Genomic DNA, 16,205 nt, shown 5'->3' on the forward strand with positions numbered 1-16,205 from the left:
AAAAAAGTTTCAGGTTTCAAGTTTTAGAAACTTTGTCTATATAAAAAAGCCGAATCTAAATTTAGATTCGGCTTTTGCTTTTAATCCTTTTTATTTCCAGATTGGAATTTTTACAAAACTATCATTATACCATTTTACTTTTAATGGTTCTTTTGCATCTTCAATTGTTTCATCACTGACCTCTTTTCCTGTTCCATAATTTAATTGAGAAAACGGATTTTTATTGACATTGATAACCACTAGCAAACGACTTCCTTTGCTTAGTTGTTTACTGACTAAATGAGTATTTGAAAAAGGAATAGATTCAACTTCATTTGGTTTGAGTAAATTTCTTGTGGTAATATCTTTAGCATAACTCGCACGTCCTAAGAAATAAGACAAATGAAAATATTCTCCATTTGGCATTACTTCATATAAAGTCACTCCAATATCCATATCTTTTTTATTGATACTCGCTTTTATTTCACCTAAAAAAGAACCATTAATCAAAACCGATTCTTTCAGCGGTTCACTTATAAAAGCAAAACCATTTGTTGTGTCAATTTCTTTTCTAATAATAGGATCTGGATAATACTCATTATTTTGGATTTGCCTGTCAGCAAAATCAACTTCTTGGTACAGATACTTTTTCTGAGTTGGTTTTTCATCTTTTAAAACATAAAAACTCCCTGATTTCTGTTCGGTTAAATACAATTTAAGAAAACCATTAGTCATTTTATCGAGAGAGGAAGCACTTCTCCACTCGTTTGCCCCCATAACTTCATAGTTAATTTTGTCTTTGAGCATTTCTGGTTTTGCACCATTTTTCAGAATATAATCAAACCATTGGTAGGTTATTTTTTTAATATTAATTAAAGCTACAGGATCAACTTTGTAATCGTACAATTCCTTTTCGCCCCCTACTTGAGTCCCAAAATGACCGTACGGCCCAATAATTACATAAACTGGAGTTTTGGGATTGTATTTTTGAAGCTCTCTTACATAGTACAAACTGGAATTTTGAGAATCATTGTAATATCCGTCAAAAACTAATACGGGAATATTTATTTGGCTAAAATCATTTTTGTACGGTGCCATTTTTTGCCAATATTTGTCAAATGAAGCATGTTTGATCCATCTTTGAAAAAGTCTATTCGGGGTTCCGTCGATGCTGTCCATTTTCTTATAAGCTTCACCCGTTTCCCACCATTTCCATTGCATTTTCCTAAAACGTTGTCTATCATTTCCGGCTATTGTGTCCAAATATTTGTTGTTTCCAACATAAAACGACCATTCATAATTAGGATTTATAAAAACATTATTTTCCATTGGCAGCCCCATTCCGGGTCTGTTGGCAACATATGGAACTATCGTTTTAAGCGCCGGATGCATTTTTTTACAAACTGCCCATTGTGTAAATCCGTTATAACTGCCACCATACATTCCTACACTTCCGTTGCACCATTTTTGTTTACTGATCCAATCAATAACATCGTACGCATCATTGCCATCATTTTCATAAGGAATTATTTCACTTTGACTAAATCGCTTTCCTCTTGTATAAGCAATTACGCCTACATAACCGTTGTCTGCTGCTTCTTTTAAAGATTTGATATCTCTTCCTTTATCTCTGACATAAATCGTAAATTGAAATAGTATTGGTCTTGGACTAGAAACTCCTTTTTTTTGCACCACCATTGCCGAGATAAATGCACCGTCTCGGGTTTCAATCATTACGCTATCCTGAATATCGTAAGCACTTTTTAAATCTTCTGATTTTACTGCCTTGGTTTGTTGTGAGAATGTATTTGATACTAAAAAAATAAGAAATACAAAATTTAAAATTGTTTTCATTGAATAGTTGTATTAAATCCCATTACTTTTTTTGAATCTTGCTGATTGTCGTTTGGATACTTTTAATACTTCTCCGGTTTTAAGTTTTACTTCAAGTCCGCCATCATTTGTACTATTGATATCCTGTATGTATTTAATATTTATAATTTCAGTTCTGTTAATTCTGAAAAAAATAGCTTCATCTAACATTTCTTCCCATTGTCGGAGAGAACGCCTTTGAAGCGCTTTGTTTCCTTGAAAAAAGAGTCTTGTATAATTTTCAAGTGATTCAATTAAATAAATTTCATCTAATTGAATGAAGAATCTTTTCTCTCCATCTTTAATGAAAATTTTTCTGTCGCTCAAAACATTTGTTAAAGCCGATTTAGATTTTACTGTTTTCCTTATTTTTTCAATTGCTTTAGAAAACCGTTCTTCTCTAATAGGTTTCATTAAATAATCTAAAGCATTTACTTCAAACGCTTGCACAGCAAACTGATTATGAGCCGTAATAAACAATACTTCCGGAACATTATCTAAGGATTCTAATAAATCGAATCCGGATTTCTCGGGCATCGAAATATCTAAAAAAATCAAATCGGGGATTTTTTCTTCAATTAATACCTTGGCATCATCCGCATTTTCAGCTTCGCCTACAAGAACAAAATCTTCATACATTCGTAATGCCCTTTTCAGTTCTTCTCTGGACAAACGTTCATCATCAACTATTATCACTTTTATCGTTTTCATTCTGCTGGTATTAAAATAGTTGCTAAAATCGTTTCATTCTCCATCTCCTTAATTTCAAAAGAAGCATTTCCATTATATTGCAGCAAAAGTCTTTCTCTCAGATTATTTAAACCGATACCTGAATTATTAATCTCACTATTTAATTTGCCTGAATTCTCAACATAGATTTTCACAAAATTGTTCGCCTCTTCGACTTTCACGTTAATGAAACCACCGCTTTTTCTTTTTTCAATTCCGTGTTTTATTGCATTCTCAACCAGCGACTGAATACTCAAAGGCAGAATTAAATGTTTTGATGTATCAACATTGGTTTCAATTTTAATTTGCAGACGCTCCTCAAACCGAATTTTTTCTAATTCCAAATAATCACGAACCAGATTCATTTCATCATTCAAGCTTACTAATCTTACAATATTATTGTTTAAAGAATTTCTCAACAGTTCCGATAAAAGATCGATTGCTCTTCTGGCTACATGCGGATTTTCTAGTACCAGAAATTTTATATTATTTAACGAGTTAAAAAAGAAATGCGGATTAAGCTGTGCGGTTAGATTATTCAGTTGCGCTTCTTTTATTATAAGTGACAATCTGGTATTTTCTTTTACTGTTTGCAATTCAAGTCTTGAATAATGATAAAGATGATAGGCCAATATCCAAATAGACATGAGTCTTGTTCCTGTTATAAAAATGTTTAAATAGGAAGATTTAAAGAACATTATAAATGAGACTGGATTCTTTAAAACAACCAAGCGAATCCAATAGAGTTTAGTAACAATCAAAACCATATAAAACACGGAAAGTATTAAAACAGCCAAAACCATTCTGGGCACCAATTGTTTTAAATTTAATTTTATCCATTCCTTTTTTAAAGCAAAATTTCTATAAAGATGAGTTAATGCAATACCGATTGATACATCAAATATTAAATCGGCAAAGCCAATCTTCCAGATAAAAATTCCAGTAAAAAAAGCCTGAAATCCCCAATACAAAGAAGCTGTAATCCATCCAAGAATCTGAATTTTCCAGTACGTCGATATTGTTTTAGTTATTTCCAAAGTATAAAGATATTAGTGTGCTGTAGTAAAGGTATTTCTCTACTATATAATGGACAAATAAAAGTACATGAAAGAAAAATAATAGGTGACGAATGAACATTTCAGATTACAACAATATAATTTGTAATACTTTTCTTATTTAATTAAAAATCAGCGTATTAAAAAATCAAAAAATCTTATTCTATCATTTTTAAAACTTCTTGTTCCATTCAAAAGAGCAACACACCTATAAATTTGCTTTCAAAAAAATAATTTTTATTACATCATAAATAATAGCATATGAGAAACCTAAACAATGTACCTGAAATAATTTTAAAATCAAAAAGTGTCGGACATTCTATTGATTTTAAATGGAATAACAAAAAGATGGAAATGTTTTTGGATCCATTAGAAGGAAATGAAGAATTAGAAAACGTACTGTCTCAAATTGGTCACAAAGCCTGCATGGGACTAACAGCAGCTTTATTAGAATGGGTTTCATGGCGTTTTACCGGATATTCTACAGCAACAAATGACATTCAAAAACGTATAGAAGCGCTTTGGTGCTCTATTCATAATTTGCACGAAACAGATCCATTGGTTTTTGATACTGATTTGAATATTTCAGATTCTGGTTCGATAAACGGACCTTTATGGGTTGCACTAATGAACGTACGAATGATAGATGTAAGATATAGAAAAGGTTCTTATTTCCTTCAAAACGAGCTAATTGGTTTAATTTTATTAGCGCATCATATTACACCAAAGAAAAAGTTTTTCGACAAATGGTTCAATGATACCATTGCAGCTTTACTGAACTCATATCCTTGTTCGTATAATTCTAAAGATGCTGACCAAAGCGACGAAGACGTTTATGATTCATCTCACGAAAATGTTATATGCCGAGAATTTTTCTTTGATTCAAAATTTCATTACACGCCTGCAGCTTGCGAAATAGCGCTGCATAATTTCATCAACAATTTAGATCATAAAGCGAATCCTTTTTTGCATTTAGCAAAAAAAGCATCTTAATCTTGATTACTATTAATTCAAAAAAATAACCCGGAAGAACTTTATTAGTTCTATCCGGGTTATAATTCTTTTAATCTTTAATTTATGGTTTAAACTTTAATGGCAAATGCACCACTTTTTTAGTTTCAAAAAATTCATCATCAAAATGATCTGCCAAATCATATAAAGTGGCATTTGGAAAATCTTTTAATTCTTCTTCCAAATCACCGCCTTTTAAATATAGAATACCATTTTTCAGTGTATGCTTGTGCTGCTTTTTAATTTTATCATGAATCCAAGAAACAAAATCAGGCATATTAGTTACAGCGCGACTTACTATAAAATCAAAATCGCCTTTTACCAATTCAGCACGTTTTTGTTCTGCTTTTACATTTTTTAATTCTAGTGCCTCGGCAACGCCCTGCACTACTTTTATTTTTTTTGCAATAACATCAATTAAATAAAAACGAGTTTCAGGAAAAAGAATCGCTAACGGAATTCCAGGAAAACCGCCGCCGGTTCCAACATCTAAAACAGTTGCTCCAGGTTCAAATTTCATGATTCTGGCAATTCCTAAAGAATGCAAAATGTGTTTTGTATATAATGAATCGATGTCTTTTCTAGAAATGACATTGATTTTTTCATTCCAATCGTGGTACAAAAAGTCTAATTGTTGAAATTGTTTGATTTGAATATCGGTCAAATCTGGAAAATATTTCAATATCTCATCCATTGCTCAAATTTTTTAACAAAAGTACTACTTTACGATTGAAATATTTAACTCAATTTTGCAAATTGAGAATTTATAATAATTACCTTTGAAAACTATTTAAAATAATTATGAATAACCCTGCACCTACATTTGCGAGACAAGACAATCTGAAGTTTTTCAGAACACTTAACTCTCGCGTAAACAATTACTTCAAAGAAAATAATATCCAGAAAACTGGAAATTGGAAACTGCATTTAAAAGCTGTTATTCTTTTCGCTGTATTTTTAACGCCTTATTTTTTAATCCTTACACTTAATATGCCTTTTTGGGTAATGTTGCTTTTGTCAATCGTTATCGGAATTGGAATGGCCGGAGTTGGAATGAACGTAATGCACGATGGAAATCACGGTTCGTTTTCAACCAAAAGCTGGATCAACAAGTTTATGGGTGGAACTATTTATGTTTTAGCCGGAAACGTTTACAACTGGCAGGTACAACATAACGTATTACACCATACTTATACTAATATTCCCGGACACGACGAAGATTTAGATGCCGGAAGAATTATCCGTTTTACAAAAGATGCAAAATGGCATAGTTTTCACCGTTTTCAACATTATTATTCTGTTTTCTTATACGGATTATTGACTTTCAATTGGGCTATTACAACCGATTTTAAGCAAATGAGAAGTTACTTAAAAAGAAAATTATCGTACGGAGAACCAAAAAGTCCCAAAATTCTTTGGACAACTTTAATCATAACTAAAGTAATTTATGTTTCTATCTGGATTGTTCTTCCATTGGTTATCGGAATTACATGGTGGAAAGTTTTAATTGGATTTTTCGTAATGCATTATACTGCAGGATTAATTCTGAGTGTTGTTTTTCAATTAGCGCACGTTGTAGAAGAAACTACAAATCCATCTCCAAACGAATTAGGAGAAATGGATAATACTTGGGCAATTCACCAATTGTTTACGACTACCAATTTTGCGCCTAAAAACGCAATCGTAAACTGGTATACTGGCGGATTAAACCACCAAATTGAACATCATATTTTTCCAAATATCAGTCATATTCATTATGGTAAAATCGCAAAAATTGTAAAAGAAACTGCAAAAGAATGCAACTTACCTTATTACGAATACAAAACCATGACAGATGCCGTAATTGCTCACTTTAAGCATTTGCGTGATCTTGGAATGAAACCTGAATTATCTGTATAAACTAAAAAAAAATCTATTAATAATTAACCTTCCTTAATAAGCGCATCAAATTAAGGACATCAAAAATTTTATAATGAATCATATTCTTTCGGACAGAATCAACAATCTTGCTACTTCACAGACATTAGCAATGGCTGCATTGGCACGCGAATTAAAAGCACAAGGAAAAGACATTATCAGTTTAAGTTTAGGCGAGCCAGATTTTAATACGCCAGACTTCATTAAAGAAGCAGCAAAAAAGGCAATCGACGACAACTACAGTACATATTCTCCAGTAGAAGGTTATTTGGATTTAAGAGAGGCAATCTGCAGAAAATTCAAAAGAGACAATAATTTAGAGTACAAACCATCTCAAATTGTAGTTTCTACAGGAGCAAAACAATCATTATACAACATTGCGCAAGTAATGTTAAACGACGGTGACGAGGTAATTTTACCAGCACCTTACTGGGTTTCTTATTTCGAAATCGTAAAACTTTCTGGTGGCGTTCCAGTTGAAGTTCCAACTTCTGTTGAAACAGATTTCAAAATTACGCCAGAGCAATTAGAAGCTGCAATCACACCAAAAACAAAAATGATGTGGTTTTCTTCTCCATGTAATCCATCAGGATCTGTTTACAGCAGAGAAGAATTAACAGCACTTGCAAAAGTTTTAGAAAAACACCCAAATATTTATGTAGTTGCCGATGAAATTTATGAGCATATCAATTTCTCAGGAACTTTCTGCAGTATCGGTTCTATACCAGGAATGCTAGAAAAAACAATTACTGTAAACGGAGTTGCAAAAGCATTTGCAATGACAGGATACAGAATTGGTTATATTGGAGCACCAGAATTTATCGCAAAAGCGTGTACAAAAATTCAAGGACAAGTAACATCTGGAGCAAACTCTGTGGCGCAGCGCGCTACAATTACCGCTGTAGATGCTGATCCAAGCGTATTAAACGAAATGGTTCAAGCTTTCCATGGTCGTAGAGATTTAGTTGTTGGACTATTAAAAGAAATCCCAGGAGTAAAAATCAATGTTCCAGAAGGTGCATTCTACGTATTCCCAGACGTTTCTTCTTTCTTCGGAAAAACTTTAAAAGGAACTGAGATTAAAGATGCAAACGATGTTTCAATGTATCTTTTATCTGAAGCAAACGTTGCAACAGTAACTGGAGACGCTTTTGGAAATCCAAACTGCATTCGTTTCTCTTACGCAACAAGCAACGACATTTTAACAGAAGCATTACGCAGAATCAAAGAAGCTTTGACTGCATAACAATATTATAGGTTTTATTAAAACGGCTTAAGGTTCAAAAGTTTCATCACTTTTATACTTTAAGCTGTTTTTTTTATGGGATTATTTTGGGCGTGCCCCTCCGGGTCGGGCTATTCGTTACAAGTCCTCGCACTTCCTTCGTCAGGCTGTGGGCTTTCCACTGCTATCCCTCACGCAAAACAATAAACGAGATATATCAATTTCAAAAGAAAAAAATCAATTAAATCCACTAGATCTGCATGAAACCTAAATTGAGAGTTACAAAATTTCCATTCCACAATATTGTAAAACCACAATTGTAATCCTATAAAACAGAACGCCTTATAAATCGCCAACTTTGTAATGTATTAATTAAAAAACTATTAGTCATGACAAATACAGATGTAAATACAGATGAAACCGTAAAAACCTTGAATGGATTAATTTCAATTCTTGAAGACGGAAAGCTAGGATATACAAACGCTGCTGAACATGTAGAAAATCTAGCCATGAAAGCCGATTTTCTTGATTACGCCCGCGAACGTGCTTTATTTATTGTAGAACTACAAGACGAAATCAACAAACTAGGTAAATCAACAGACACTTCTGGTGGCGGACCTTTAGGCGCTTTGCACCGCACATGGATTGATATTAAATCATCATTTACAGGAGGCGATACTAAAGCAATTATCAACGCTTGTGTCACTGGTGAAGAGGCTGCAATTGAAAAATACAAAGCAGCACTCGAAGAAAATCATCTTGAACACAGTCAGGTGTACATTGTTTCAAAACAGTTAAACAGTATTCAAAACACTTTATCACAAATTAAAATGAGAGGGATTTAATATCATTGAAGCTTTTTATTTTAAGAAAACTGCTTCGTTTAAATAACTGAGCAGTTTTTTTGTTTTTTGTTAAAACTAAAAAATAAATCTTATTTTAGTCGCAACCAATTTCTAACCAAAACTATTTCTATGACCTCAACTTTACGCAGTATTTTTACATGTGTTTTTTTTATTATTTTCTTTTCTACTAGTACCTATGCACAACCAAAAAAAGGGCAATTTATTACCGTTTCTGCCGGTTTAGGATTATCGGCATTAGATTATGAAGATGACGCAGCACTAACCGGCCATGGCTTTTACGTGCATGGCGAATATGTATATGGTATCACAAAATGGTTTGGCTTACGACCATATGCCGCAATTATTATTACTTCACCAGACAAAAATGGCAATCAGCCTGGCCAGCCTACTTATCAAATATCTTCAAAAGCTTTAATGATTGGTGGAAAAGCGCGTATATGTGCGCCTATTCCATGGATTGCTCCATTTTTTGAAGTCGGACTTGGAGCTTCGGTCGGTAAATTCGAAACCATTACACCAACAAGCAACCTAGAAAAAAGTGGCATCTTACCACATGTACCCGTAACTATAGGATTAGCACTTGGGCCTAAACACAATGTTGAACTAGCATTTAGTTACTATTACCATTCTTCAGTCGATCAAATGTGTGGAGCTGTTGAAGCAGGATTTACTTTTCCTTTAGATTAAACTGTATCAGAAATAGTATAAAATCTGACGAAATGAATGAAAAAGCAAATTCGAGGGTAATTTTAAAACTAGCTCTTCCCTTAACCATCATCACATTCATACTTTTTACAAAATGGTGGATTGCTGATGTTGTCGATGGAACTGACGGTGTTATGTACGGATTCCCATTAATTTATAAGTCTCCTGCATTTTACACTTCGATGGCTGAACAATATTTTATAATGGAATTCTTAATCGATTTTATTGTTTATTTTATTGTTGTATTTGCAATTTTATTTTTGACAAACAAATTCATTTCTAAAATAAAATTGAAAAGAAGACTATTGATAGTCATTTACATAATTGCTACAATATTATTTAGTCTTGAAATAGTGATAGCAACAGTTTTTGAAACAAGTTTTTCAATAAAACGAGATTTCGATATAGTAGTAAAACAAACTGGAGCTAAATTTTATTTCTCCAATAAAGAAAGAAAGGAATTTGATAAATTTCATCAATAAGAGAAATTTAACTATCATCATTCCATATTAAGTTAACAATTTCAAAAAAATCCCTCTATCATTAGCAAACTAGAATATTTTATAAGACCTTTGCACACTTTTTTTCGGGAATACCACAAAAGTCTAAAGTTTTAGAAATGAAGAAGAAAATCGAAATATTAGCTCCTGCTAGAGATTTAATTGGAGGAATCGCGGCCATAAACAGTGGTGCCGATGCTGTATATATTGGTGCGCCACAGTTTGGTGCACGTTCTAATGCCAACAACTCTATCGAAGATGTGGCTGAACTTGTAAAATACGCACACTTATTTAACGCACAGGTTTTTGTGGTTATGAATACCATTTTGTACGACAACGAATTAGAGACTTGTCGCTCAATGATTTGGGAATTATACGATATTGGTGTTGATGCACTGATTATTCAGGATATGGCGATTATGGAAATGGACTTGCCTCCTATCGTACTTCACGCCAGCACACAAGCCAATAATCGTGACGCCGATAAAATTAAATTCCTTAAAGATGCCGGAATAAAACGTGTGGTTTTAGCCCGCGAATTAAACCTGCATCAAATTAAAACGATTTACGACCATGCTGATGTTGAATTAGAGTTTTTCGTAACTGGAGCGTTATGTGTATCCTTCAGCGGAAATTGTTATATGAGTGTGGCGAACGGAGAACGAAGCGCCAATCGTGGCTCTTGTGCTCAAAACTGTCGCTTGCCGTATAACTTAATCGACGGAAACGGAGAAACTTTAATTAAAAACAGCCACTTGCTTTCGATAAAAGATTTAGATGTTTCAGATCAGATTCCGAATTTGATTGAAGCAGGAATCGTTTCTTTTAAAATTGAAGGAAGATTAAAAGATGTAGCTTACGTTAAAAACAATGTTTCGTACTTACGTCAAAAATTAGACAGTTATCTGGAAGGAAGCGATAAATATACCAAAGCTTCGTCTGGAAAATGTACCTATACTTTTGATTCTGCACTGAACAGAACTTTCAACCGCGGTTATACGGATTATTTCGTTAACGAAAGATACAGTTCCATTGGTTCTTGGGAAAGCCCAAAATCAAAAGGACAATATATTGGTAAATTACTTAGAACGGTTGGAAATGCTTACGAGATTGAAAATGGTGAATTATTAAACAACGGTGACGGACTTTGCTTCATCAACGAAAATAATGAAGCAGACGGAATCTACGTAAACAAAGCCGAAAACGGTAAAATTTACCCGAACGTTCTAAAAGAAGTAAAAGACGGAACTTTCATATACAGAAATAACGACGCCGCTTTCATCAAAATTGTTGAAAGAGAGGACAGCGCCGTTCGTAAATTAAGCACGACTTTATTACTTACAGAAACTGAAACTGGTTTCGAATTAATCGCTACCGACGAAGACGGAAATGTAAGTATCGTAAATTTAGAACACGCAAAAGAGCAGACCAAAACTGGCGAATCAATCGAAGAAAACATCAAAACACAATTAGCAAAAACAGGTTTTACGCCTTATACTGCTGATGAAATTAATATTATGTTCTCGCAAAACTGGTTCCTTCCTATTTCAAAAATCAACGAAATGCGAAGAACTGTTTACGATCAGTTAAGCGAAATTCGTTTGGCAAACTACAAACGCGAAGAACACCAAATGGTAAAAACGTCACATCCGTATCCTGAAACCAAACTGGATTTCATGTACAACGTTTCGAACAAAACGGCTCGTAAATTCTACGAACGCCACGGTGTTACCGAAATCGAAAAAGCATTCGAATTACAATGGGATCCAGGAAAATCTCGTGTAATGACAACGAAATATTGTATCAAATACGAATTAAAAAAATGTCCGATACACCAAAAAGATATCGTAGGTGTCAAGGTAAAAGAGCCATTGGTATTAAAACAAGGCGAGCTTGAATACAAACTAAAATTCAACTGCAAACCTTGTGAAATGGAAATTTGGGAAAAAGATGCCGAATTTGAGATTGAAGAAGATCATTTTCATTAATAATACAAACCGATACTTTTAAAAGAAGTATCGGTTTTTTTATTTGGGCGTGTCCCTCCGGGCCGGGTTATCCGTTACAAGTCCTCGCCTGTTCGTTCCTCACGGCTGTGGGCTTTCCACTTCTATCCCTCACGCAAGCGCGGTAAAGCGAGAAAATTTTCGTTTGCTATCCACAAATACTTCCACAATCTTGTCATTTCGACGAAGGAGAAATCCTCGCAAGTAAATCCGGTCCAATAAGCCAATCTTTGTCGAGCTTCTCGCGGGGATTTCTCCTTCGTCGAAATGACATACTTAATGGTTACTTTATTTTAAAAAATTAAATTTCCATTTAAATTAATCTGCTGAATCTCCAAAATCTGCGTGAGATTAAAATCCATTTTTTTATCTTTACTCTCAAAACTAAATTTAAATGGAAACAAAAAGTAACATCCATAAATATTCAATTATTGCTGGACTTTTTGTGTGTTCTATTTTTCCGTTTTTAATATTTTCCGTAAACTTTTTTGTCTGGCCACTAAAATCAATAGCAGATTTTGGTATTAATGGAAGCCCTGTTTTTTGGGGAGGTTTATTTCCAATTTTTATCGTATTTATTTTTTGGCAATCCGGTAAAAACATAAGTTCTTCTTTAACTCAATCAACTAAATATGAAGCTTGCTCACAATTTACATTTGAAGTAAGTTCTAAAATAATCATAGCTCTTTTTACAATTTATATTATTGGATTATTAATTAATGGAATGTCCGTTGCTTTACCTTCACAATTTTTTTATGAAATTCTATTTTCATTAATAATGATTTTATCCGTGTCGGTTACATTAATTGTATTAACCATTTTTACTAGTATTATAATTGTAAAACAAAGCTTAAAATCTCAATATTAAACGAAACAAAATGAAGATACTACTCCTCGGTTCAGGTGAATTAGGCAAAGAATTTGCCATTGCCGCACAACGAATCGGACAAACTATAATTGCTGTTGATAGCTACGAAAATGCTCCGGCAATGCAAGTTGCTCACGGTTTTGAAGTGATCAATATGCTCGATGGCGAAGCACTTGACCGAATCGTAGCCAAACACAAACCTGATTTTATAGTTCCTGAAATAGAAGCCATTCGTACTGAACGTTTCTATGATTACGAAAAACAAGGAATTACAGTTGTTCCTTCAGCGAAAGCAGCAAACTTTACCATGAACCGTAAAGCTATTCGCGATTTGGCTTCAAAAGAATTAGGTTTAAAAACCGCTAAATATCAATACGCAACTTCGGCAGAAGAATTGCAAAAAGCAGTCCTGGAAGTTGGAATTCCGTGTGTAGTAAAACCTTTAATGTCTTCATCCGGAAAAGGACAATCGACAATTAAAACCGAAAGTGATATCGAAAAAGCATGGCAATATGCCGTTGCAGGTTCTCGTGGCGATGTTATCGAAGTTATTGTTGAAGCATTTGTTGATTTTAATTCAGAGATTACTCTTTTAACAATAACGCAGAATAATAATCCAACTTTATTTTGCGCTCCAATTGGCCACAGACAAGAACGCGGTGATTATCAAGAAAGCTGGCAACCAGCACAAGTCTCTGAAGCCGATTTATACCAAGCACAGGATATGGCCGAAAAAATTACCGAAGCACTTGGTGGCCCAGGACTTTTTGGCGTTGAATTTTTCCTAACCAATGAAGGCGTTTATTTTTCCGAACTTTCTCCACGTCCGCACGATACCGGAATGGTAACTCTGGCCGGAACTCAGAATTTCAACGAATTTGAATTACATTTAAGAGCTATTTTAAGTCTTCCAATTTTTGAAATTACTTTAGAAAAAGCTGGAGCAAGTGCTGTAATTTTAGCATCAGAAGATTCTACAAATCCAACATTTAACGGAATCGAAAAAGTAGCTGCTTTACCAAAAACTGATTTCAGGATTTTTGGAAAACCAACTTCAAGACCGTACCGCCGAATGGGAGTTGTTTTAAGCCACGATTCACTGGCAACTCCAATCGAAAACGTAACCGAACGCGCCAAAGAAACGGCAAAATTAATAACTGTAAATTCTTAAAAAATGAAAAAACTTATATTCGTGCTTTTCCTGTTTATCGGAATTGCAGCTCAGGCTCAATCAAAAAAAGTAATTGACAAACCAACAATTGTAGAAGCTTCTTGTGGCGAATGCCAATTTGGAATGAAAGGCAAAAGCTGTGATTTAGCCGTTCGTATCGACGGGAAATCGTATTTTGTTGACGGAACAAAAATCGATCAGCATGGCGATGCACACGCAAAAGATGGCTTTTGTAATGCCATCAGAAAAGCTTCTGTTACAGGTTCAATTGTAAAAGACCGCTTTGTCGCAACTTCATTTACCTTAATAGACGAGAAAAAATAATGGCGTTAATTCTTGAAAATATTGCCAAACATGTTTCTTTGACGCCTGAAGAACAAGCTGTTTTTTTATCTAAATTAGAAACGCACACTTATAAAGCCAAAACAATTTTATTGAACGCCGGCGAAGTTTGCAAACATTCTTATTTCGTAAACTCAGGAATTTTAAGAAGTTTCAATATCAACGATAATATTGTTGAACACGTTTTGTCTTTTGCCTGCGAAGGCTGGTGGATGAGCGATATGTACAGCTTTTTTTCGCAAAAACCCGGACAGCTTTTTATTGAAGTTCTGGAAGAAGCCGAAGTAGTTTCTTTATCCAAAGAAAATCAAGAACAATTATATCTTGAAATTCCAAAACTGGAACGTTTTTTTAGAATTTTAATCGAGAACTCATTAGTTGCTAATCAACAACGATTAATGGACAATTTAAGTTTGCCTGCTGAAGAACGTTTTGAGAAATTCACTAAAAAATACGGAACATTGGTTCATAAAGTTCCTCAAAAACAGATCGCCTCTTTCATTGGCGTAACACCCGAATTTTTCAGTAAAATGAAAGCTAGACTTTTGAAAAAGTAAAATTAAACCATTAAGACATTAAGATTCATTAAGCTAGACTTAATCTTTCTTATTTTTTTAAGGATATAAAGCTTAACTTTCTTAATATCTTAATGGTTAAAAAAAAGAATTAAAATTGCTCAACCTCCGTAGAATGTTCCATGGCTGTTAGAGTTGATTTTCCAATCATAACTGTATTTTGAACGGCATCAAAATAAGAAGTCCCCACAAAAGCTTGGTGTTTTACAGCTCTGAATCCATTTTTCTGTAAAGCGAATTCTCTTTCCTGCAATTCAGAATACCCTGCCATTCCTCGCTCTTTATAAGCTCTAGACAATTCAAACATGCTGGTATTCAAAGCATGGAATCCCGCCAAAGTAATGAATTGGAATTTATATCCCATAGCTGCTAAATCTTCCCTAAACGTTTCCATTTCGGCAACCGTTAATTTTGCTGCCCAATTGAAAGACGGAGAACAATTGTATGCCAGCATTTTATCTGGAAATTCTTTTTTCATCGCTGTTGCAAACTTTCTCGCAAATTCCAAATCCGGATTACTGGTTTCCATCCAAATTAAATCGGCATAAGGAGCGTAGCTCAAACCTCTTGCAATTCCCTGCTCAATTCCGTTTTTCACGTAAAAGAAACCTTCTGCTGTTTTTTCACCCGTTAAAAATTTCCTATCTCTTGGATCTGCATCGCTCGTCAATAAATTTGCTGCTTCTGCATCTGTTCTGGCAACAATTAAAGTAGAAACCCCCATAACATCAGAAGCCAGACGTGCTGCAATTAGTTTATTGATTGCTTCCTGAGTTGGAACCAAAACCTTTCCGCCCAAGTGTCCGCACTTTTTAGCAGAACTCAACTGATCTTCAAAATGAACTCCAGAAGCTCCTGCTTCAATCATCGATTTCATTAGTTCGAAAGCATTTAGGTTTCCCCCAAAACCCGCTTCGGCATCAGCCACAATCGGAACTAAATAATCTTTTTTATCTTCAATATTATTTACAGTCTGAATCTGATCAGCACGCAACAAAGCATTATTGATTTTTTTAACAACCATCGGAACGCTGTTTACTGGATAAAGCGATTGGTCCGGATACATTTCACCTGCTAGATTTGCATCAGCAGCAACCTGCCATCCGCTCAAATAAATTGCTTCTAAACCTGCATCGACTTCCTGAATCGCCTGATTTCCAGTCAACGCCCCCAAACCAGCTACATAATCCTGACTTTTTAACTTTCTCCATAATTTTTGTGCTCCCATTTTGGCTATGGAGTGCTCAATATGATAAGAACCCTGAAGCGTAACTACTTCACTTGCAGTGTAAGGACGTTCAACACCTTTCCATCTTGGGTTCGTTATCCAATCGTTAATCAATTCCTGAATTCTGTCTTCTGTTGTTTTCATAAATAGTTTAAG

16 protein-coding genes are annotated in these 16,205 nt (G+C 34.3%); 11 read left to right on the forward strand and 5 right to left on the reverse strand.

The features are described from left to right. Positions 1-90: 90 nt before the first annotated feature. From EV145_RS16605 to EV145_RS16615, 3 genes are read right to left on the reverse strand one after another with little or no spacing between them, the layout of a single operon-like run. A complete protein-coding gene (locus tag EV145_RS16605; RefSeq protein ID WP_133526319.1) occupies positions 91-1,833 on the reverse strand; it encodes a CocE/NonD family hydrolase in 1,743 nt (580 codons plus the stop codon). Between the two features lie 12 nt (positions 1,834-1,845). Then, complete coding sequence (locus EV145_RS16610) at positions 1,846-2,562, reverse strand: LytR/AlgR family response regulator transcription factor (RefSeq protein WP_133526320.1); 717 nt, start codon at positions 2,560-2,562, stop codon at positions 1,846-1,848. Next, on the reverse strand, positions 2,559-3,617 hold the full coding sequence (locus EV145_RS16615; RefSeq protein ID WP_133526321.1) for a sensor histidine kinase: 1,059 nt from the start codon (positions 3,615-3,617) through the stop codon (positions 2,559-2,561). Before EV145_RS16615 ends, EV145_RS16610 begins: the two co-directional genes overlap by 4 nt. A 279-nt stretch (positions 3,618-3,896) precedes the next feature. Between EV145_RS16615 and EV145_RS16620 the strand changes: the two genes are divergently transcribed. After that, positions 3,897-4,628, forward strand: coding sequence for a hypothetical protein (locus tag EV145_RS16620; RefSeq protein ID WP_133526322.1), 732 nt, complete (start codon positions 3,897-3,899; stop codon positions 4,626-4,628). A gap of 82 nt (positions 4,629-4,710) precedes the next feature. Here EV145_RS16620 and rsmG read toward each other — a convergent pair whose 3' ends face one another. Beyond that, positions 4,711-5,340 carry a 16S rRNA (guanine(527)-N(7))-methyltransferase RsmG gene (gene rsmG, locus EV145_RS16625; protein WP_133526323.1) on the reverse strand — a complete coding sequence of 210 codons (630 nt, stop codon included), beginning with the start codon at positions 5,338-5,340 and terminating at the stop codon, positions 4,711-4,713. Positions 5,341-5,447: 107 nt separating this feature from the next. Between rsmG and EV145_RS16630 the strand changes: the two genes are divergently transcribed. The 10 genes from EV145_RS16630 to EV145_RS16675 all read left to right on the forward strand — a co-directional run bounded on the left by EV145_RS16630 (position 5,448) and on the right by EV145_RS16675 (position 14,803). Further along, the gene (locus EV145_RS16630; RefSeq protein WP_133526324.1) at positions 5,448-6,545 is read left to right on the forward strand and encodes a fatty acid desaturase family protein; all 1,098 of its coding nucleotides are present in this window, start codon (positions 5,448-5,450) and stop codon (positions 6,543-6,545) included. A 73-nt stretch (positions 6,546-6,618) separates the two neighbouring features. Further along, positions 6,619-7,809 carry a pyridoxal phosphate-dependent aminotransferase gene (locus EV145_RS16635; RefSeq protein ID WP_133526325.1) on the forward strand — a complete coding sequence of 397 codons (1,191 nt, stop codon included), beginning with the start codon at positions 6,619-6,621 and terminating at the stop codon, positions 7,807-7,809. Positions 7,810-8,177: 368 nt separating this feature from the next. After that, entirely contained in the window at positions 8,178-8,633 is a 456-nt protein-coding gene (locus EV145_RS16640; RefSeq protein ID WP_133526326.1) for a ferritin-like domain-containing protein, read from the forward strand. 129 nt (positions 8,634-8,762) lie between these two features. Next, on the forward strand, positions 8,763-9,341 hold the full coding sequence (locus EV145_RS16645; RefSeq protein ID WP_133526327.1) for a hypothetical protein: 579 nt from the start codon (positions 8,763-8,765) through the stop codon (positions 9,339-9,341). A 32-nt stretch (positions 9,342-9,373) separates the two neighbouring features. Further along, positions 9,374-9,841 carry a hypothetical protein gene (locus EV145_RS16650; protein WP_133526328.1) on the forward strand — a complete coding sequence of 156 codons (468 nt, stop codon included), beginning with the start codon at positions 9,374-9,376 and terminating at the stop codon, positions 9,839-9,841. 137 nt (positions 9,842-9,978) lie between these two features. Next, positions 9,979-11,847, forward strand: coding sequence for a peptidase U32 family protein (locus EV145_RS16655; protein ID WP_133526329.1), 1,869 nt, complete (start codon positions 9,979-9,981; stop codon positions 11,845-11,847). Between the two features lie 412 nt (positions 11,848-12,259). Next, positions 12,260-12,733, forward strand: coding sequence for a hypothetical protein (locus EV145_RS16660; RefSeq protein WP_133526330.1), 474 nt, complete (start codon positions 12,260-12,262; stop codon positions 12,731-12,733). A 10-nt stretch (positions 12,734-12,743) separates the two neighbouring features. Then, on the forward strand, positions 12,744-13,904 hold the full coding sequence (gene purT, locus EV145_RS16665; RefSeq protein ID WP_133526331.1) for a formate-dependent phosphoribosylglycinamide formyltransferase: 1,161 nt from the start codon (positions 12,744-12,746) through the stop codon (positions 13,902-13,904). Between the two features lie 3 nt (positions 13,905-13,907). After that, a complete protein-coding gene (locus EV145_RS16670) occupies positions 13,908-14,228 on the forward strand; it encodes a DUF6370 family protein (protein ID WP_133526332.1) in 321 nt (106 codons plus the stop codon). Continuing rightward, complete coding sequence (locus EV145_RS16675) at positions 14,228-14,803, forward strand: Crp/Fnr family transcriptional regulator (RefSeq protein WP_133526333.1); 576 nt, start codon at positions 14,228-14,230, stop codon at positions 14,801-14,803. Before EV145_RS16670 ends, EV145_RS16675 begins: the two co-directional genes overlap by 1 nt. A 109-nt stretch (positions 14,804-14,912) precedes the next feature. Here EV145_RS16675 and aceA read toward each other — a convergent pair whose 3' ends face one another. After that, positions 14,913-16,193, reverse strand: a complete 1,281-nt coding sequence (aceA, locus tag EV145_RS16680) for an isocitrate lyase (RefSeq protein ID WP_133526334.1) — start codon at positions 16,191-16,193, stop codon at positions 14,913-14,915. Positions 16,194-16,205 lie beyond the last annotated feature (12 nt).

This window comes from Flavobacterium sp. 245, from assembly GCF_004362055.1.
Taxonomy (GTDB): Bacteria; Bacteroidota; Bacteroidia; order Flavobacteriales; family Flavobacteriaceae; genus Flavobacterium.